Source organism: Falsirhodobacter sp. 1013, from assembly GCF_051195255.1.
Lineage (GTDB): Bacteria > Pseudomonadota > Alphaproteobacteria > Rhodobacterales > Rhodobacteraceae > Falsirhodobacter.
This window is the reverse complement of sequence record NZ_JBNJLK010000001.1, coordinates 209202-226694: the sequence shown is the minus strand read 5'-3', so window position 1 is coordinate 226694 and position 17493 is coordinate 209202. Positions and strand designations below refer to the sequence as shown.

19 protein-coding genes are annotated in these 17493 nt (G+C 67.5%); 13 read left to right on the top strand and 6 right to left on the bottom strand.

Features of this window, described 5'->3' with window-relative positions; all coding sequences use genetic code 11:
* Positions 1-18: 18 nt before the first annotated feature.
* Positions 19-1737 (bottom strand): methionine--tRNA ligase, encoded by a 1719-nt coding sequence (gene metG / locus ACSHZY_RS01230; protein ID WP_435164343.1) that lies wholly within the window; start codon positions 1735-1737, stop codon positions 19-21.
* A 118-nt stretch (positions 1738-1855) separates the two neighbouring features.
* Here metG and ACSHZY_RS01225 point away from each other — a divergent pair, with 118 nt between their 5' ends.
* The 6 genes from ACSHZY_RS01225 (at position 1856) to ACSHZY_RS01200 (ending at position 5385) form a co-directional block, all read left to right on the top strand.
* Positions 1856-2890 (top strand): aldo/keto reductase, encoded by a 1035-nt coding sequence (locus tag ACSHZY_RS01225; protein ID WP_435164341.1) that lies wholly within the window; start codon positions 1856-1858, stop codon positions 2888-2890.
* The gene (locus ACSHZY_RS01220) at positions 2890-3369 is read left to right on the top strand and encodes a lipocalin family protein (protein WP_435164339.1); all 480 of its coding nucleotides are present in this window, start codon (positions 2890-2892) and stop codon (positions 3367-3369) included. Before ACSHZY_RS01225 ends, ACSHZY_RS01220 begins: the two co-directional genes overlap by 1 nt.
* Before the next feature lie 97 nt (positions 3370-3466).
* Positions 3467-3952 carry an EF-hand domain-containing protein gene (locus tag ACSHZY_RS01215; protein ID WP_435164337.1) on the top strand — a complete coding sequence of 162 codons (486 nt, stop codon included), beginning with the start codon at positions 3467-3469 and terminating at the stop codon, positions 3950-3952.
* 54 nt (positions 3953-4006) lie between these two features.
* Positions 4007-4591: an RNA polymerase sigma factor gene (locus ACSHZY_RS01210; RefSeq protein WP_435164335.1), complete on the top strand. Its 585-nt coding sequence runs from the start codon at positions 4007-4009 to the stop codon at positions 4589-4591.
* A complete protein-coding gene (locus ACSHZY_RS01205; protein ID WP_435164333.1) occupies positions 4592-4918 on the top strand; it encodes a dihydroorotate dehydrogenase in 327 nt (108 codons plus the stop codon).
* A 5-nt stretch (positions 4919-4923) separates the two neighbouring features.
* Complete coding sequence (locus ACSHZY_RS01200) at positions 4924-5385, top strand: periplasmic heavy metal sensor (protein ID WP_435164331.1); 462 nt, start codon at positions 4924-4926, stop codon at positions 5383-5385.
* Between the two features lie 3 nt (positions 5386-5388).
* Here ACSHZY_RS01200 and ACSHZY_RS01195 read toward each other — a convergent pair whose 3' ends face one another.
* On the bottom strand, positions 5389-6717 hold the full coding sequence (locus tag ACSHZY_RS01195; protein WP_435164329.1) for a diguanylate cyclase: 1329 nt from the start codon (positions 6715-6717) through the stop codon (positions 5389-5391).
* Between the two features lie 114 nt (positions 6718-6831).
* On the opposite strand from ACSHZY_RS01195, the gene ACSHZY_RS01190 reads away from it, so the two are divergent.
* The 5 genes from ACSHZY_RS01190 to ACSHZY_RS01170 all read left to right on the top strand — a co-directional run bounded on the left by ACSHZY_RS01190 (position 6832) and on the right by ACSHZY_RS01170 (position 12446).
* A complete protein-coding gene (locus tag ACSHZY_RS01190) occupies positions 6832-7125 on the top strand; it encodes a DUF3572 domain-containing protein (protein ID WP_435164327.1) in 294 nt (97 codons plus the stop codon).
* 1 nt (position 7126) lies between these two features.
* The gene (locus ACSHZY_RS01185) at positions 7127-7807 is read left to right on the top strand and encodes an HAD family hydrolase (RefSeq protein ID WP_435164325.1); all 681 of its coding nucleotides are present in this window, start codon (positions 7127-7129) and stop codon (positions 7805-7807) included.
* A gap of 104 nt (positions 7808-7911) precedes the next feature.
* Positions 7912-9873 (top strand): acetate--CoA ligase, encoded by a 1962-nt coding sequence (gene acs, locus ACSHZY_RS01180; RefSeq protein WP_435164323.1) that lies wholly within the window; start codon positions 7912-7914, stop codon positions 9871-9873.
* Positions 9870-10565: an adenylate kinase gene (locus ACSHZY_RS01175; RefSeq protein ID WP_435164321.1), complete on the top strand. Its 696-nt coding sequence runs from the start codon at positions 9870-9872 to the stop codon at positions 10563-10565. The genes acs and ACSHZY_RS01175 overlap by 4 nt, the downstream gene beginning before the upstream one ends.
* A gap of 99 nt (positions 10566-10664) precedes the next feature.
* Positions 10665-12446: an MFS transporter gene (locus ACSHZY_RS01170; RefSeq protein ID WP_435164320.1), complete on the top strand. Its 1782-nt coding sequence runs from the start codon at positions 10665-10667 to the stop codon at positions 12444-12446.
* A 26-nt stretch (positions 12447-12472) separates the two neighbouring features.
* Here ACSHZY_RS01170 and ACSHZY_RS01165 read toward each other — a convergent pair whose 3' ends face one another.
* Together ACSHZY_RS01165 and truA are read right to left on the bottom strand one after the other, a co-directional pair.
* A complete protein-coding gene (locus ACSHZY_RS01165; RefSeq protein ID WP_435164318.1) occupies positions 12473-12790 on the bottom strand; it encodes a hypothetical protein in 318 nt (105 codons plus the stop codon).
* Positions 12791-12812: 22 nt separating this feature from the next.
* Complete coding sequence (truA, locus tag ACSHZY_RS01160) at positions 12813-13586, bottom strand: tRNA pseudouridine(38-40) synthase TruA (protein ID WP_435164316.1); 774 nt, start codon at positions 13584-13586, stop codon at positions 12813-12815.
* Positions 13587-13669: 83 nt separating this feature from the next.
* On the opposite strand from truA, the gene ACSHZY_RS01155 reads away from it, so the two are divergent.
* Both ACSHZY_RS01155 and ACSHZY_RS01150 read left to right on the top strand, forming a co-directional pair.
* A complete protein-coding gene (locus ACSHZY_RS01155; protein ID WP_435164314.1) occupies positions 13670-15082 on the top strand; it encodes a YcjX family protein in 1413 nt (470 codons plus the stop codon).
* Complete coding sequence (locus ACSHZY_RS01150) at positions 15079-16047, top strand: YcjF family protein (protein ID WP_435164312.1); 969 nt, start codon at positions 15079-15081, stop codon at positions 16045-16047. The genes ACSHZY_RS01155 and ACSHZY_RS01150 overlap by 4 nt, the downstream gene beginning before the upstream one ends.
* 19 nt (positions 16048-16066) lie before the next feature.
* Here ACSHZY_RS01150 and ACSHZY_RS01145 read toward each other — a convergent pair whose 3' ends face one another.
* Together ACSHZY_RS01145 and ACSHZY_RS01140 are read right to left on the bottom strand one after the other, a co-directional pair.
* Positions 16067-16999: an MBL fold metallo-hydrolase gene (locus ACSHZY_RS01145; protein WP_435164310.1), complete on the bottom strand. Its 933-nt coding sequence runs from the start codon at positions 16997-16999 to the stop codon at positions 16067-16069.
* 35 nt (positions 17000-17034) lie between these two features.
* Positions 17035-17430 (bottom strand): metallopeptidase family protein, encoded by a 396-nt coding sequence (locus tag ACSHZY_RS01140; RefSeq protein WP_435164308.1) that lies wholly within the window; start codon positions 17428-17430, stop codon positions 17035-17037.
* Between the last annotated feature and the right edge of the window lie 63 nt (positions 17431-17493).

Genomic DNA, 17493 nt, shown 5'->3' with positions numbered 1-17493 from the left:
TGCGGGGCGCCTTTCACGTCAGCTGCGGATGCCGGCGAAGCGGGTCTGCCAGTCGGCCCGCTCCTCGTCCGTGATCTTGCGGAAGGTGACGTCCGGCACGGTGAAGGCGTGGCCGGCGGGCAGGATGGCCAGCGCCGCCCCCACATCTTCGGGCCAGGTCCAGTCGTCGCAGCCCATCGCGTCCATCATCGACTGCGCCGCGTCCGGGATGAACGGACGCGACACGACGGCGTAAAGGCGGATCAGGTTCAGGGCCAGACGCACCATCGCCTCCGCCGCCTCGGGGTCCGTCTTGATCACCGTCCACGGGGCCGCCGATTGCAGGTATTCGTTGCCGGCCACCCAGATGGCACGCAGTTCGGTCGCGGCCTTGCGGATCTCCATCGCCTGCATGTTCGCCTCGTAGGCGCGCAGGCGGGTGGTCAGCTCGGCGATCAGTTCGGCCTCGCGCGGGCCGGTTTGGCCGCCCGTGGGAACGACCTCGCCGAACTTCGCGCGGCAGAACTTGGTCACGCGGGACACGAGGTTGCCCAGAACGTCCGCGAGGTCCTTGTTGACCGAGGACTGGAAGTTTTCCCACGTGAACTCGCTGTCCGAGGATTCGGGGGCGTGCGACAGCAGCCACCAGCGCCAGTAGTCCGACGGCAGGATCGACAGCGCCTGATCCATGAAGATCCCGCGCCCCTGGCTGGTGGAGAACTGGCCGCCGTCGTAGTTCAGGTAGTTGAAGGACTTGATGTAGTCGACCATCTTCCACGGTTCGTCCGCGCCGATCTGGGTGGCGGGGAAGGACAGGGTGTGGAAGGGCACGTTGTCCTTGCCCATGAACTGAAGGTAGGTCACGTCCTCCGCGCCCTTGTCGGTGCGCCACCAGCGTTCCCAATCGGCGTCGGTCTTGCCGTTGGCCTCCGCCCATTCGGCGGCGCAGGCGATGTATTCGATGGGCGCGTCGAACCAGACGTAGAAGACCTTGCCTTCCATGCCGGGCCAGTCCTGATCGCCCTTCTTCACCGGGACACCCCAGTACAGGTCGCGCGTGATCCCGCGATCCTGCAAGCCGTCGCCGTCGTTCAGCCATTTCTTCGCGATGGACGTGGTCAGGATCGGCCAGTCGGTCTTGCTGTCGATCCAGGCCTGCAATTCGCCGCGCAGCTTGGACTGGCGCAGGAACAGGTGCTTGGTTTCCCGCACCTCCAGATCGGTGGAGCCCGAGATGGCGGAGCGGGGGTTGATCAGATCGGTCGGATCCAGCTGCTTGGTGCAGTTTTCGCACTGGTCGCCGCGCGCCTTGTCATAGCCGCAGTTCGGGCAGGTGCCCTCGATGTACCGGTCGGGCAGGAAGCGGTTGTCGGCGATGGAGAAGACCTGCCGCTCCGACACTTCCTCTATATAGCCGTTCTCGGCCAGCTTGCCGGCGAAGTGCTGGGTCAGCGCCCGGTTCTGCGGGCTGGAGGAGCGGCCGAAATGATCAAAGGACAGCCGGAAGCCCGCAGCGATGCCGGCCTGCACCTCGTGCATCTCGGCGCAGAACGCCTCCACGGGCTGGCCGGCCTTGGCGGCGGCGAGTTCGGCCGGCGTGCCGTGCTCGTCGGTGGCGCACAGGAACAGCACCTCGTGCCCGCGCGCGCGCAGGTAGCGGGCGATCAGGTCGGCCGGAAGCTGGCTGCCGACAAGGTTGCCCAGGTGCTTGATCCCGTTGATGTAGGGAAGTGCCGAGGTGATCAGATACCGTGCCATGCCCGCGCCTTTTCGTCCGATTTGAATGGGGTGTATCCTGCACGGCCCGAACGCTCAAGCGGGGCTTGTCATCGGCGCGCGGACCTCTAGGGTTTGAGCGGCAACAAAAGGGCCGGACATGAAGCAGATCGCACTTGGGCATACGGGACTGAACGTGTCGGAACTGTGCCTTGGCACCATGACCTGGGGCACCCAGAACACCGAAGCCGAGGGCCATGCCCAGATCGCCATGGCGCTGGATCACGGGGTCAACTTCCTCGACACCGCCGAGATGTATCCGGTGAACCCCGTGTCCGCCGAAACGATGGGGCACACCGAGACGATCCTTGGCAACTTTCTGGCCAAGGGCGGACGCGACCGCTTGGTGATCGCCACCAAGATCACGGGCGAAGGCAGCGTGGCCACGGGCGGTGCGCCCATCACGCCGGCGCGGATGCGGCAGGCGGTGGAGGATTCGCTGAAACGCCTGCAGACGGATCACATCGACCTGTACCAGATGCACTGGCCCAATCGCGGGTCCTACCATTTCCGCAAGCTGTGGGGATACGAGCCCCCGCGCGACAAGGCCGCGATCGAGGCGGAGATGCTGGCCATCCTGCAGGAAGCCAAGCGCCTTCAGGACGAAGGCAAGGTGCGCCATTTCGGCCTGTCGAACGACACCGTCTGGGGCGCGGCCGCCTGGCTGCGTCTGGCGGACCAGCACGGCCTGCCGCGCATGATGACGGTGCAGAACGAATATTCGCTGCTGTGCCGCCAGTTCGACAGCGACTGGGCAGAGTTCGCCGCGTTGGAGAACATGCCGCTGCTCGGATACTCCCCGCTGGCGACGGGCCTGCTGACGGGCAAATATGCGGGTGATGTGGTGCCGGCCGGATCGCGGCGCGAACGCTCGCCCGAACTTGGTGGCCGCATCACCCCCTTCGTGTTCGAGGCGGTGTCGGCCTATCTGGGCGTCGCGAAGGAGCATGGGCTGGACCCGGCGCAGATGGCGCTCGCCTTCTATCGCACGCGGCCCTATCCCTGCCTGCCGATCATCGGCGCCACCAACCTCAAGCAGCTGAAGACATCCCTGGAGTCCGTCAACGTCACCCTGTCGGAGGAGGTTCTGGACGACATCGCGCTGGCGCGCCGCCAGTTCCCGGCACCCTATTGATGCGCCGTTTCCTTTTGCTGCTGGCGCTGGCCGCCTGCGTCCGCACGCCCGCACCGGCCCCGACCGAAGTGTTCCGCAACACGCAGGTGCCCATCTATTCGAATGCGGGCTTCGATCCGGCCTCCCTGTCCGGAACGTGGCGGCAGGTGGCGGGCTTCGGCGCGGCGTGCGCGCCGGGCGGACTGACGTTCAGCCCCGGCCGTGTGGACGGATCATTGTGCCTGAACGGGGAAACGCGGCGCATCTCCGGCCCCTTCGCCGTCACCGGTCCCGCCCGCATCCTGCCGGCAGGGGAAGGGGAGCCGTGGTGGATCCTGTGGATCGACTATGACCGGCGCAGCATGGCCATCGGCACGCCTTCCGGAAAGATCGGCTTCGTGCTGGACCGCACGGCGGGAATTCCGGCGGACCGGATGAAGGCGGCCGCCAGCATCATGGACTGGAACGGCTACGACATGGCGCGTTTCCGGCCCCTGTGACGTTTGCCGGCAAGTTTTCGCGACGGAAAGGGCGGTGGGCCGCGTTTCATCTTTCGGAAGGCGGATGCACCGCCGCCATCGCAACCGGAGTGACATGATGAAAACGTACCTGACCGGCGCTGCCCTGCTTGCCATCTCGATCGCCAGCCTGTCCACGGCCTTTGCCGAACCCGGGGATCGTCCCGGCCGTCCGGGAATGCCGCCCTTCGAAGCGCTGGACACCGACGAGGATGGCCGCATCACCGCCGAAGAGGCGAAGGGCGACCGTGCCGAACGTGCCGCCGCGCTGGACGCGGACAACGACGGCAAGATCTCGGCCGCGGAACTGGCGCAGGTCGACATCGCCCGCGCCACGGACCGTGCCAACCGCCGCGCCGAAGCGATGGTGAAGCGGATGGACGTGGACGGCGACAATCTTTTGTCGGCCGCCGAACTCGCCACACCGCCCGAAGGTCTGGACCCGCGGATGCTGGAACGTCTGGACACCGACAAGGACGGCGCGATCAGCCGCGAGGAGGCCGACGCCGCCCGCACCTTCATGCGCGAACGTCACCAGCCGCATCCCGATCACCGTCAGGATTGACGGGCGCGGCCGGGGCTGTCATGCCCCTGCCTTTTTCAAGGCTTCTGACAGGCGATGACCGTGCCCCTTGATACCCTACCGGACGTTTCGGACGAGGCGCTGCTGGTGCTTTACGCCAATGGCGACCGGGCCGCGGCACGCGCCCTGACCCTGCGGCTGACGCCGCGGGTCCTTGGCTTCGCGGCGCGGATGCTGACCGACCGCACCGAGGCGGAGGATGTGACGCAGGAGGCCCTGCTGCGCCTGTGGCGCATCGCCCCGGAATGGCGGCAGGGGGAGGCGAAAGTGACGACCTGGCTGTACCGCGTGACGTCGAACCTTTGCACCGACCGTCTGCGCCGCCGCCGCGGCATCGCGCTGGACGACGCCCCCGAGGTGGAGGACGACACCCCCAGCGCCGAGCAGGACCTTATGGAGGGCGAGCGCATGGCGGCGCTGGACGCGGCGCTGGCCCGGCTGCCCGACCGGCAGCGGCAGGCCGTGCTTCTGCGCCACATCGAAGGACTGACCAACCCCGACATCGCCCGCATCATGGACATCGGGGTGGAGGCGGTCGAAAGTCTGACGGCGCGCGGCAAGCGGGCCTTGGCGGCCCTTTTGTCCGGGCAGCGTGAACGGATCGGCTATGAGGAAGGTTGAATGATGGAACAGGATCTGGACGATCTTCTGGCCACGGCCCGCAATCACGCGCCGTCCCCTTCGGGCGCGCTGCTGGCGCGCATCCTGACCGACGCGGAGGCGGAGCAGGACCGGTGGCAGCCACGCGCTGCGTCGCGCCGCCGCTGGACGCGGTTCCTGCCGCTGGTGCTGGGCAGCGTGGGTGCCACGGCCGGCATGGCCACGGCCGCGCTTGCCGGGGTCTGGATCGGCTACGCCCAGCCCGAAACCCTGACCACCGTGACCGGCGCGCTTTGGGCCGACCAGCGCGTGGACCTTCTTCCCACCTACGACTTCGTGACGGAATGACGCCCATGCTTTCCTCCCGCACCCTGCGCCTTCTGCTGATCCTGTCGGTCACGCTGAACCTTGCCATTGCCGGCATCGTGGCGGGCGCCGTGCTGCGCCATCCGCCGCCGCCCGATCCCGGCCGGGGCCCCGCCTTCGGTGTCTACGACCGTGCGTTCAGCGAAGAGGACCGCAAGGCCCTCCGCGAGGCGTTCGGGCGCGAGGCCCCGGACTTCCGCAAGGGGTGGCAGGCGATGCAGGACGACACAGCCGAACTTCTGACCACCCTGCGCACCGACCCTTACGACGCGGCCAAGGCCGAGGCGATCTTCGCCCGTCAGCGGGAAAGGGGCGGGCAGATGATGGCGTTGGGCCAGCGCCTGATGGCGCAGCGCCTGGGCGAGATGACGCCGCCCGAACGGCAGGCCTTTGCCGACCGGCTGGCCGAAAAGATGGAACGGGACCGCCATCGCCACAAGGATCGCTGATCCTCAGGCGCTGCGGGCGGTCCATTCCGACGGAGAGGAGGCGACCGTCACGCGGTTGCGGCCGTCGCGCTTGGATTGCAGCAGCGCACGGTCGGCACGGTCCAGCGTGTCGGCCATGGTCTCGCTCCCCAATCGCCGGCGCGTGGCCAGCCCGATGGAGATGGTCACATCCACCAGCCCGCCGGTCGGAAGCGCGACGGGGCTGAGGGCCATCCGCTGGCACAACTGGTCGGCCATGCCGATGGCCTGGGCCAGTTGCGTGTCGGGCAGGGCGATCAGGAACTCCTCCCCGCCGATGCGCGCGGCCAGATCGCAGGGACGCAGCCCTTCCGTCAGGCGGGCGGCGACCGTGCGCAGAACCGCATCCCCCGCCGCATGACCGAAGCGGTCGTTCACCGACTTGAACCAGTCAAGGTCGATCTGCAGCACGGCCAGATCGCCATGGGCCATCGTTTCCAGGCGCGGCATCGCATAGCGGCGGTTGTGCAGGCCCGTCAGCGGATCGACCATGGCCATCCGCAACCCCTGCGCCACCGAGGCGCGACGCCGGTCCTGCCGGCGTTTCATCCGCAACAGGATCGACAGGCGCAGCGCCAGTTCGGGGGCACCGATCTGTGCGGGCACCACCTCGTCCGCGCCAAGGTCCCAGGCCATGGCCACGGCCTGGGGATCTTCGTCCGGGTCCAGGATGCAGACCGGCACGTTGCGTGTTTCCGCGCGGGCGCGCAGTTCGGACATCAGTCGCAGGCCGGCGGCCGATCCGCCCAGACCCGCCTCGATCACGAACAGGTCGGGAACGGTCGGGCCGGTCAGCGCGTCTTCCCGCGTCATGCGCAGCACCCGATCGCTGAGATAGGGGGCAAGGTCGGTCCGCAGGCGGGCCGTGCCGTCCGTGCGGTCGGTGAGGAAGGCGATGGAGGCCGGCATCTCGAATCCCGCGCCCTCCTCGGCCAGCCCGGTGGAATGGTGCTCCTCGTTCTGGGCGCGGTGGCGCAGCATGGCGCGCAGCCGGGCCAGCAGGACCGCTTCTTCCACGGGGCGGGTCAGGACATCGGTGGCGCCCGCCCGGATCAGGGGCAGCCGCTCCTGCTCGTCCGAAAGCACCAGCAGGGGGACGTCCCGAAGCCGCATGTCGCGGGCCAGCTGCAGCAGCAGGTTTGCCGCGTCCGGCATGTCGATCAGGACCACATCGGGGCGGGTCTGGCGCGCGTCGATCAGCGCCGCCTCGGCCGAGGCGACGAAGGAGGTCGTGTAGCATCCGGTCGCCAGACGCCGCTTCAGCGCCGTCCGGTTTGCATGGGAAACATCAATGACAAGCGCGTGTCGGGTCATTCTGCCTCTTTCCCGGTGGGTCCTCTGCCGCAGATTCCTTTCTATTGGTTAAGAAATCCTTTCGCGGGAATGAGCCGTCTTGCAATTGCCCCGGCGATCGGCACGATGTCGCCCATGAGAGACGAACTTCCCAGCCGCGACGCGGCCGAACGCACGGCCCTGCAGGCCCTTGGCTGGCTGGCCGCCCAGCATGAACTTCTGCCGGATTTCCTGGCCGCCACGGGCGCGTCCCCGGACAGCCTGCGCGAAGCGGCCGCCCGTCCGGAATTCCTTGGCGCGGTGATGGACTTCCTGCTGTCCGAGGATTCGCTGGTCATCGCCTTCTGCGACGCGGCCAATCTGCCCTATACCCTGCCCATGCGGGTGCGGGCGGTGCTGCCTGGCGGCGATCTTCCGCACTGGACCTGAGATGATCCGCGGCATCCTGTTCGACAAGGACGGCACTCTGTTCGATTTCCAAGCCAGCTGGGGGGCGTGGGCGGCGGCCCTGCTGCACCGCTTGTCCCCCGATCCGGACCCGCTGGCCCGCAGGATTCGCTTCGACCTGCGCACCCAGCGATTCGCGCCCGACAGTCCCGTCATCGCCAGCACCTCGGCCGAGGTGGCGGATCTGATGCTGCCCGATCTGCCCGACTGGACGCGCGACGACCTTCTGGCGCTGATGAACCGCCTGTCCGCCGATGCGCCGATGGTGGAGGCCGTGCCGCTGGCCCCCCTTCTGGAGGGCCTGACCGCCCGCGGCATGCATCTGGGCGTCGCGACGAACGATGGAGAGGCGCCGGCCCGCCGGCAGATGGAACGGGCCGGCGTGGACCGTCTGTTCCCCTTCGTCGCGGGCTTCGACAGCGGGCATGGCGGCAAGCCCGCGCCGGGCCAGCTTCTGGCCTTCTGCGCGGCGACCGGCCTTCCGCCGTCGCAGGTGGCGATGGTGGGCGACAGCGCGCACGACCTTCACGCGGCGCGGGCGGCGGGCATGGCGGCGGTCGCCGTCCTGACGGGGCCGGCCCTGCGCGGCGATCTGGAACGTTTGGCCGACGTGGTGCTGAACGACATCGGGGAACTGCCGGCCTGGCTGGACGAAACGGGCTGAAATTTTCGTTCGCCTTGGGGGAAAAGCCGCGTTAGCATCTTTCACGAGGGGCCGATCGAGGGGAGGAGGAAACCCGCTTTCGGCACCGCCGAAGGAGGATTGCCATGCTTGATCACGCCCGCGGAACCTATGTTCCGTCGCCCGAAGCCGTTGCGCGCGCCCATGTGAACGCCGCCGATTACGACCGCCTTTATGCCGAGTCCCTGTCGGACCCGGACGGGTTCTGGGGCCGTGAAGGGCAAAGCCTTGAATGGATCAAGCCGTTCACCCGCGTCAAGAACACCGATCTGACGCATGGGCAGGTGTCGATCCGCTGGTTCGAGGATGGGGTGCTGAACGCCTCGGTCAATTGCATCGACCGGCATCTTCCCGCACGGGCGAACCAGACGGCGATCATTTGGGAACCGGACGATCCCGCGCAGCCGGCGCTTCACATCACCTATGCCCAGCTGTCGGAAAAGGTGAACCGCTTCGCCAACGTGCTGCTGAGCCAAGGGGTCATGCGCGGCGACCGCGTGGTGATCTACCTGCCCATGATCCCCGAGGCGGCCTATGCCATGCTGGCCTGCGCGCGCATCGGGGCGATCCATTCGGTGGTCTTCGCGGGCTTTTCCCCCGACAGCCTGGCGAACCGGATCAACGATTGCCAGGCAAAGCTCGTCATCACCGCCGACACGGCCCCGCGCGGCGGCAAGCGCACCGCGTTGAAGTCGAACACCGACGCAGCCCTGCTGCGCTGTTCGGAAAAGGTGCGCTGCCTGGTGGTGAAGCACACGGGCGATCAGATCAGCTGGATCGACGGCCGCGACGTGGACGTGAAGGCCCTGATGGAAACGGTGGCCCCCGATTGCCCGCCCCGTCCGATGGGAGCGGAGGATCCGCTGTTCATCCTTTATACCTCCGGCTCCACCGGGCGGCCCAAGGGGGTGGTGCACACGACGGGCGGCTATCTTCTGTATGCGGCCATGACGCACCGGCTGGTCTTCGATTACCACGACGGCGACGTCTACTGGTGCACGGCGGATGTGGGCTGGGTGACGGGCCACAGCTACATCGTTTACGGGCCGCTGGCGAACGGGGCCACGACGCTGATGTTCGAAGGCACACCGAACCACCCGGACGCGGGCCGGTTCTGGGCCACGATCGAAAAGCACAAGGTCACCCAGTTCTACACCGCGCCCACCGCCATCCGCGCCCTGATCGGGCAGGGGGAGGCGTGGCCCGCAAAGCACGACCTGTCCAGCCTGCGCGTCCTTGGCAGCGTGGGCGAACCGATCAACCCCGAGGCGTGGAACTGGTTCGACCAGCACATCGGCAAGAACAAGTGCCCCATCGTCGACACCTTCTGGCAGACCGAAACCGGCGGGCACATGATCACCCCGCTGCCCGGCGCCATTCCGACCAAACCGGGATCGGCCACGAAACCGTTCTTCGGGGTGAAGCCGGTGGTGTTGGACCCGACCTCCGGAGAGGAATTGACGGGTGAGGCGGAGGGCGTCCTTGCCATCGCCGACAGCTGGCCCGGGCAGATGCGCACCCTTTGGGACGACCACGAACGGTTCGAGGAGGCATATTTCAGCCAGTACAAGGGCACCTACTTCACCGGCGATGGCTGCCGGCGCGACGCGGACGGCTATTACTGGATCACCGGCCGCGTGGACGACGTGCTGAACGTGTCCGGCCACCGCATGGGCACGGCCGAGGTGGAATCGGCCCTTGTCGCCCATCCCGACGTGGCCGAGGCCGCGGTCGTCGGCGTTCCGCATGACATCAAGGGGCAGGGCATCTACGCCTATGTGACGCTGATGAACGGGGTAGAGCCTTCGGACACACTGCGCGCCGACCTGGTGAAATGGGTCCGGGCCGAGATCGGCCCCATCGCCACGCCCGACTTCCTGCAATGGGCGCCGGGCCTGCCCAAGACGCGGTCCGGCAAGATCATGCGCCGCATCCTGCGCAAGATTGCCGAGGATGATTTCGGCAGCCTTGGCGACACCTCCACCCTGGCCGATCCCGCCGTCGTCGACGACCTGATCGAGAATCGCCAGAATCGGAGTGGCGCATGAACTGTCCTTCGGTGACACAACCTGCCGTCCTGATCCTGCTGGGCCCGCCCGGTGCGGGAAAGGGCACGCAATCGCGCGTGCTGGAAAAGGCCTTTGGGCTGATCCAGCTGTCCACCGGCGACATGCTGCGGGCGGCGGTGAAGGCCGGCACCCCCGCCGGACAGGCGGCGCAGGCGGTGATGGAAACCGGCGGCCTCGTGTCCGACGACATCGTGCTGCAGGTGCTGGCAGAACGGATGGCCGATCCCGACACCGGGCGCGGCGTGATCCTGGACGGCTTTCCGCGCACCGCCGTCCAGGCCTTCGCGCTGGACGAACTTCTGGCCGCGCGGGGCCAGTCCGTCGGTGCCGTCATCAGCATGGAAGTGGATGACGACACGATGGTGGCCCGCGTTTCGGGCCGCACCACCTGCACCAAATGCGGCGAAGGCTATCATGACACGCTGAAGCGGCCCGCCGTTGCCGGCGTCTGCGACGTGTGCGGCGGAACGGACTTCCTGCGCCGCAAGGACGACAACGCCGACACCGCGCGCCAGCGGCTGGACACCTATCACGCCCAGACCGCGCCGCTGATCGGCCATTACCAGCGGGCGGGCGTGTTGCAGCGTCTGGACGCCATGCAGGACATCGCGGCCGTCAGCCGCGAGCTGGAGCGGATGGTGGGGTCCATCGTCCGATCCAGGGCCCCCTGAAGGGGCGGAAACGGACCGGCGGGCACAAGGCTTGGGAGGGCCTTCGCCGGATCGAGGGGAAGGGGCCAGGAAAAGGCCCCGTTATGGGAGGGGAACGACATGGCAAACCATGCTGTGAACGTGGGGCATGCGCGCGCGCGCCCCATGACGAGGGACGAGAAGAAGGTCATCCTGGCCTCGTCCGCCGGGACGATCTTCGAATGGTACGACTTCTATCTCTATGGCTCATTGGCGGCGATCATCGGGGCGCAGTTCTTCACCGCCTTCCCCGAGGCCACGCGCAACGTCTTCGCGCTGCTGGCCTTTGCCGCGGGGTTCCTGGTGCGGCCTTTCGGGGCGCTGGTCTTCGGGTCGGTCGGTGATCTGGTCGGGCGGAAATACACCTTCCTGATCACGATCCTGATCATGGGGATTTCGACCTTCATCGTGGGCCTGCTGCCCGGCTATGCCAGCTGGGGCATCGCGGCGCCGGTCCTGCTGATCGCGCTGCGGATGCTGCAGGGGCTGGCGCTGGGCGGCGAATACGGGGGGGCTGCGGTCTATGTGGCCGAACATGCGCCCGCCAACCGCCGCGGGTATTACACGGCCTTCATCCAGACCACGGCGACGCTGGGCCTCCTTTTGTCGCTGGTCGTGATCCTGATCGTGCAAAGCTACGTGAACAACAACTATCCGATGCAGCCGGTGCTGGATCTGGCCGGCAATGCCGTGCTGGCCGCCGACGGCACGCCGCAGATGATCAGCGCGTTCAACGCCTGGGGTTGGCGGATCCCGTTCCTCGGCTCCATCGTGCTTCTGGGCATCTCGCTTTACATCCGTCTGCAGATGGAGGAGAGCCCGGCCTTCAAGAAGATGAAGGAAGAAGGCCGCACCTCCAAGGCGCCGATGAAGGAAGCGTTCGGGACGTGGAAGAACGGCAAGATCGCCCTGATCGCGCTGTTCGGCCTGACGGCGGGGCAGGCGGTGGTCTGGTATTCCGGCCAGTTCTACGCGCTGTTCTTCGTGCAGAACGTGGTGAAGGTGGACAGCTTCAGCGCCAACGTCTTCATCGCCTGGGCGCTGATCCTTGGCACGGGCGGGTTCCTGTTCTTTGGCGGGCTGTCGGATCGGATCGGGCGCAAGCCGATCATCCTTGCGGGCTGCCTTCTGGCGGCGCTGACCTACTTCCCGGTCTTCAAGGGCATCACCCACATCGCCAACCCCGCGCTTCATGCGGCCCAGATGGTGCCGGTGACGGTGACGCACGCGCCGGACGATTGTTCGTTCCAGTTCAACCCGACGGGCACGGCGAAGTTCACGTCGTCCTGCGACATCGCGAAGGCGGCGCTGGCGAGGGCCTCCGTGAATTATCAAAGCGTGGAGGGTGCGGCGGGCACGCCTGCCGTCATCCGCGTCGGAGAAACGGAGATCGCGTCCTATGACGCGGCCACCTCCGTCGCCGAGAAGCCCCGCTTCGACGCCGCGCTGACGGCGGCGCTGACCGAAGCGGGCTATCCCTTGGGCGGGCAGAACACGACTGTGGCGAAGGCCAACCATTTCTTCGACATCTTCACGGTGCAAAAGCTGACGCTGATCGCGATCCTGACCTACCTGATCCTGCTGGTGACGATGGTCTACGGCCCCATCGCGGCCGCCTTGGTGGAGATGTTCCCCACGCGCATCCGCTATTCCGGCCTGTCCTTGCCCTATCACATCGGCAACGGCTGGTTCGGGGGGCTGCTGCCCGCGACGGCCTTCGCCATCTCGGCCCAGACGGGCAACATCTATGCGGGGTTGTGGTACGCCATCACCGTCGCGGTGATGACGGTGGTGATCGGACTGATCTTCGTGCCGAACAACACCCACCGGAAGGACATCTTCGCGGACGATCACGCGAACTAGGTACAGGGGCGGGGGAGACCCCGCCCTTAGTCCACCTTGATGGCGGTGTAATGTTTCAGGTCGAACTGGATGTTCACCGCCACGGCCGCCGGCGCCTTGGCATGCGATCGAATCACCTCGGCCAGTCGTTTCCCCAGTTCCGCCGCGTAGACGTCATCGCGATGCGGCTTCGGCAGCAGCGACAGGCGCAGAAAGATGTGGCTGTGATGATGATCGGCCACCGGATGGGCGCGGCCCTTGCAGACGCCCGCGCCGCTGTCGAAGGCGGCGATCGTGCGTTCGATTTCGGGCAGGATGTCGGTCAAGGTCTGGTCGGTCGTGAAATACAGGTCGGCCTGCGGCATGGTCTCTCCTCCGTTCGCAGATTCAACCTTGGAACGGATCGACAGGATAGCCAACCCCTGTCAGATACAGCCCCTGCGGCGGACAAACCGGCCCGCAGGCGGCGCGGTCCCGCGCCTCCAGCGCCTGCCGCACGCGGTCCGGGGACCAGCCGCCAGCACCCACCCGTTCCAGCGTGCCCACGATCGACCGGACCTGATTGTGCAGGAAGCTGCGGGCGCGCAGACGGAAGCGGTATTCGACGCCAGCGTCCAGCGGCACCTCCTCGATCGTAATCTCGTCGATGGTCTTCACGGCCGACTTCGCCTGGCACATCGTGCTGCGGAAGGTGGTGAAATCGTGATGACCCACCAGATGCGCCGCCCCTTCGCGCATGGCCTGCGAGTCCAGCCGGTGCCCCACCTGCCAGGCAAGGCCCCGATCATGCGTCAGCGGCGCGCGGCGCGCGATCAGGCGGAACAGGTAGCGCCGTTCGTGTGCGGAAAAGCGGGCGTGGAAATCGTCCGGCACGGCGGCGCAGGCCACCACGGCCACGGGCAGGGGCTTCAGGTGGTGGTTCAGCGCCTCGCTCAGCCGAAAGGGGTCCCAGGGCTTCGACAGGTCGCAATGGGCCACCTGTCCGGTGCCGTGCACGCCGGTGTCGGTGCGCCCCGCCGCCGCGATGGTGTGGGGGCCGGGCTCCAGCCGGGCCAGAGCATCCTCGATCGCGCCCTGAACCGAGGGCTGGCCCTGCGCCTGCCGCTGCCACCCGTGGAAGGGGCCGCCGTCGTAATCGATCTTCAGTGCGTATCTGGGCATGCGTCCGGCCTAGCACCAACCGCGCGCCCTACACAAGCGGCCCACGTGGGCCTACATCCGACAGGCAACCGGAGAAAATGCACGTGGCCCTATCGACCCTGACCGACACCGTCACGCGCCGCGTGGAAGGCACGATCTCCAGCGTGGGGGGGCTGTTTTCGGATCCGGTGATCCGGCTGGGCGTCACGGGCCTGTCGCGGGCGGGCAAGACGGTGTTCATCACCGGGCTGGTCGCGAACCTGCTGGACCGCGGCCGGATGCCGCAGCTGAAGGCGCAGGCCGAAGGGCGGATCGAAAGCGTCTGGCTGCAACCCCAGCCCGACATCACCCTGCCGCGCTTCGATTACGAGGCGCATCTGGCCGCCCTGACCGGCGACGACCCGCGTTGGCCGGACTCCACCCGCTCCATTTCCGAACTGCGGCTGTCGTTCCGCGTGCGGCCGTCGGGGATGTTTTCGGGGCTGCAGGGGATGCAGACGGTGCACCTGGACATCATCGACTATCCCGGGGAATGGCTGCTGGATCTGGCCCTGCTGGACAAGACGTACGAGGAGTGGTCCGACGCCACCTTCGCCCGCATCGCCAAGCGCCCGCAGGCGCGGGACTTCCTTGCGACCGCGCGAGCCGAGGATGGGGCGTTGCCGCTGAACGAGGGCCGCGCGCTGGCACTGGCGGAAAGCTTCACCGCCTATCTGCAGGCGGCGCGGAAAGACGGCTATTCCGACTGCACGCCGGGGCGCTTCCTTTTGCCCGGCGATCTGGCGGGCAGCCCGGTCCTGACCTTCGCCCCGCTGCCCAAGCCGTCCGACGCGCGGCGCGGCACCCTTTGGCATGAAATGGCGCGGCGCTACGAAGGCTACAAGGACAAGGTGGTCCGCCCGTTCTTCCGCAACCATTTCAGCCGGATCGACCGGCAGGTGGTGCTGGTGGACGCGCTGTCCGCCATCCATGACGGCCCGCAGGCGCTGGAGGATCTGCGCCGCACCATGGCCGACATCCTGACCGCCTTCCGCCCCGGCGCGAACAGCTTCCTGAGCCAGATCCTGCTGGGCAAGCGCGTGGAACGCATCCTGTTCGCGGCCACCAAGGCCGACCACATCCATCACACCCAGCACCCGCGCCTGACCGCCATCATGGAGGCGCTGCTGCGCGACGCCCGCGACCGCGCCGCATTTGCCGGCGCGCGGACCGAGGCGATGTCGCTGGCCTCCCTCCGCGCCACGGTTGAGGAGGAGATCACCCGCCACGGCGAGGTGCTGGAGGCCGTCCGCGGCCGCCTGCCCGACAACCGCCACGTGGCCATGTATCCCGGGGAATTGCCCGCCGATCCCGCGCGCCTTCTGTCCCCCGCGCGGGAAGGGGTGGAAAAGTGGCTCGATGCCGAATTCTCGCTGATGAGCTTCGCGCCCGCCCGCAGCACCCTGCGGCCCGGGGAAGGCCCGCCCCATATCCGCCTGGACCGCGCGGCCCAGTTCCTGATCGGAGACCGCCTATGAAGAAGCCCGTCGTTCTGGACTGGGAGGAACCCGCCGACCCCGCCCTGGCCGCCCCCGTGCCCGAGGACAGCGAGGGCGCGCTGGCCGTCGCGATCCGTGTGGGGGCGAAGAAGCCCTCGGGCCTGTGGAAGTTCGCGCTTTGGGCGTTCGGCGCGGCGGGCGGGTTCATCCTGTCGGTTGCGGCTTATGACTTCATCGACTCGCTCCTGAACCGGAACACGGTGCTGGGGCTGATTGCCTTCGTGCTGATCGGGCTGGCAATCGCGGCCGCCGTGATACTGGCAGGACGCGAGGCACTGGCCTATTTCCGCTTGGCACGGCTGGACCACCTGCGGCTGGCGGTGGACGAGGCGCGGGCCAGGGCGGACGTGAAGGCCGCACGGGCGGCCAGCCAAGGCATCGCCTCGGTCTACGCCCCGCACCACCCGCAGGCCGTGGCGCGCCTGCGCGAACGTCAGGACGAGACGTTCGACGCCGACGCCCTGCTGAACATGACGGAAACCGAACTGCTGGCCCCGCTGGACCAATACGCCCGCCGGGAAATCGAGCGTGCGGCGCGGCAGGTGGCCATCGCCACGGCGCTGGTGCCGCTGGCGCTGGCCGATGTGGCGACGGCGCTGTTTGCCAACCTGCGCATGGTGCGGCGCATCGCCGAGATCTATGGTGGACGTTCGGGCACGGTGGGCAGCCTGAAACTGATGAGTCGGGTGTTCAGCTATCTGGTGGCCACGGGCGCGCTGGCCGTGACGGACGATCTTGTGCATTCGGCCGTGGGCGGGGGCCTCTTGTCCCGCGTGTCGCGCCGGTTCGGCGAGGGGATGATCAACGCGGCCCTGACCGCCCGCATCGGCGTGGCGGCGATGGAGCTGAGCCGCCCGATGCCCTTCCACACCGCATCGCGCCCGCGCATCCCGAACCTGCTGTCGCGCGCGCTGACGGGCCTTTGGGAAAAGGACGCCGGATGATCCGGCGTCCCTTGCGGCGTCAGCTCGCCGCCAGCTCGAACTGGTAGGTTTCCGGCATGAAGCGGTAGCCGGCTTCGGTCTTGGCCACGAAGCCGACCGCGGGGAAGGGCATGTGATAGCCGATGAAGGGGATCCGTTCCTCGGCCAGCATGGACAGGACCTTTTGGCGGGTGTTGATGGCGGTGGGCTTGTCCATGTCGAAGCGCACTTCCCAGTCGGGGCGGGCCAGCGACCAGACGTAATGGTTGGTCGTGTCGGCCGTCAGCAGCAGCCGCTGGCCGCCATCCTCGGTCAGCAGGAAGGTCATGTGGCCGGGCGTGTGGCCGGGGGCCAGCATCGCCTTCACGCCCGGAACCACCTCGTCACCATCCTCCAGCAGGCGGAAGTCGGACACGAAGGGGCGCAGCTTGGCCTCGAACGTCTCGTTCCCGGCTTGGGACCAATGCTCCATCTCGATCCGTCCGGCGACCAGATCCACGTCGGGGAAGGTCAGCATGCCGTCGGCCGACAGGCCGCCAATGTGATCGCCATGCATGTGGGTGAGGACGACCGTGCGGATCGTCTCCACCCCCATGCCAGCGCTGGCCAGGGCGGCCTTCAGCCCGTCGGGGTTCAGGCCGGTGTCGAACAGGATCACACCGTTGCCGGATTCGACCACCACGGGGCAGAAGTTGCCCATGGCGCGGTCGGATGGGATGAAGTTCTCCTGCGACAGGGCCACGAACTCCTCTTCCGAGGCGTTGAGGCCGAAGGTGCCGTGCGGATTGTCGCTGGGCGCCTGTCCGGCCAGAAGAACCGTGATCCGCATGGATCCGAAGGTGAAGCTGTGATGCAGCGGCATGGCGGGTGCCTCCTGAGGGGTGGAAGCCTGTGCGGCCAGGTGGGTCGGCACGAAGGCGGCCAGCGGCAACGCCGCCCCGGTGGTCAGGGCGGTACGACGGGTGATGGTCATCGGTGTCTCCTCCTGTGGGATGTGGGAAGGATAGCCTATTCCCACCACGGGTCTATGGCGGCGATGTCGTCGTCGGACCAGCCGAAGTGATGGGCCAGTTCGTGCACCACCACATGCGTGACCAGTTCGCGCAGCGTCACGTTTCCGCGATCCACCCATTCATCCAGGATCGGCCGGCGGAACAGGCGGATCAGGTCCGGCCCCATGGGCTGGTCCATCACCGACTTTTCCGTCAGCGGAATGCCTTCGTAAAGGCCAGTCAGTTCGTAGGGATCCATCATCTCCATCTCGGCCAGCAGGGTGTCCGAGGGGAAATCCTCCACCACGAGGATCACGGCGCGGGCGGGGCCCTGCCACGCGGCGGGCAGCCCCTCCACCGCTTCACGGGCGAGGGCTTCGATGGTGTCGAGGTCGGGCGCGATCTGGTCCATGCCGGCACTGTGGCACGCGGCGGCGGAAAGGCCAATCGAGTTGCATGTCCGGAAGGGCAGGAC

Excerpts from the sequence above, each read along its gene's own strand:
- metG (WP_435164343.1), bottom strand. The coding sequence starts at position 1,737 with ATGGCACGGTATCTGATCACCTCGGCACTTCCCTACATCAACGGGATC.
- ACSHZY_RS01225 (WP_435164341.1), top strand. The coding sequence starts at position 1,856 with ATGAAGCAGATCGCACTTGGGCATACGGGACTGAACGTGTCGGAACTG.
- ACSHZY_RS01220 (WP_435164339.1), top strand. The coding sequence starts at position 2,890 with ATGCGCCGTTTCCTTTTGCTGCTGGCGCTGGCCGCCTGCGTCCGCACG.
- ACSHZY_RS01215 (WP_435164337.1), top strand. The coding sequence starts at position 3,467 with ATGAAAACGTACCTGACCGGCGCTGCCCTGCTTGCCATCTCGATCGCC.
- ACSHZY_RS01210 (WP_435164335.1), top strand. The coding sequence starts at position 4,007 with ATGACCGTGCCCCTTGATACCCTACCGGACGTTTCGGACGAGGCGCTG.
- ACSHZY_RS01205 (WP_435164333.1), top strand. The coding sequence starts at position 4,592 with ATGATGGAACAGGATCTGGACGATCTTCTGGCCACGGCCCGCAATCAC.
- ACSHZY_RS01200 (WP_435164331.1), top strand. The coding sequence starts at position 4,924 with ATGCTTTCCTCCCGCACCCTGCGCCTTCTGCTGATCCTGTCGGTCACG.
- ACSHZY_RS01195 (WP_435164329.1), bottom strand. The coding sequence starts at position 6,717 with ATGACCCGACACGCGCTTGTCATTGATGTTTCCCATGCAAACCGGACG.
- ACSHZY_RS01190 (WP_435164327.1), top strand. The coding sequence starts at position 6,832 with ATGAGAGACGAACTTCCCAGCCGCGACGCGGCCGAACGCACGGCCCTG.
- ACSHZY_RS01185 (WP_435164325.1), top strand. The coding sequence starts at position 7,127 with ATGATCCGCGGCATCCTGTTCGACAAGGACGGCACTCTGTTCGATTTC.
- acs (WP_435164323.1), top strand. The coding sequence starts at position 7,912 with ATGCTTGATCACGCCCGCGGAACCTATGTTCCGTCGCCCGAAGCCGTT.
- ACSHZY_RS01175 (WP_435164321.1), top strand. The coding sequence starts at position 9,870 with ATGAACTGTCCTTCGGTGACACAACCTGCCGTCCTGATCCTGCTGGGC.
- ACSHZY_RS01170 (WP_435164320.1), top strand. The coding sequence starts at position 10,665 with ATGGCAAACCATGCTGTGAACGTGGGGCATGCGCGCGCGCGCCCCATG.
- ACSHZY_RS01165 (WP_435164318.1), bottom strand. The coding sequence starts at position 12,790 with ATGCCGCAGGCCGACCTGTATTTCACGACCGACCAGACCTTGACCGAC.
- truA (WP_435164316.1), bottom strand. The coding sequence starts at position 13,586 with ATGCCCAGATACGCACTGAAGATCGATTACGACGGCGGCCCCTTCCAC.
- ACSHZY_RS01150 (WP_435164312.1), top strand. The coding sequence starts at position 15,079 with ATGAAGAAGCCCGTCGTTCTGGACTGGGAGGAACCCGCCGACCCCGCC.
- ACSHZY_RS01145 (WP_435164310.1), bottom strand. The coding sequence starts at position 16,999 with ATGACCATCACCCGTCGTACCGCCCTGACCACCGGGGCGGCGTTGCCG.
- ACSHZY_RS01140 (WP_435164308.1), bottom strand. The coding sequence starts at position 17,430 with ATGGACCAGATCGCGCCCGACCTCGACACCATCGAAGCCCTCGCCCGT.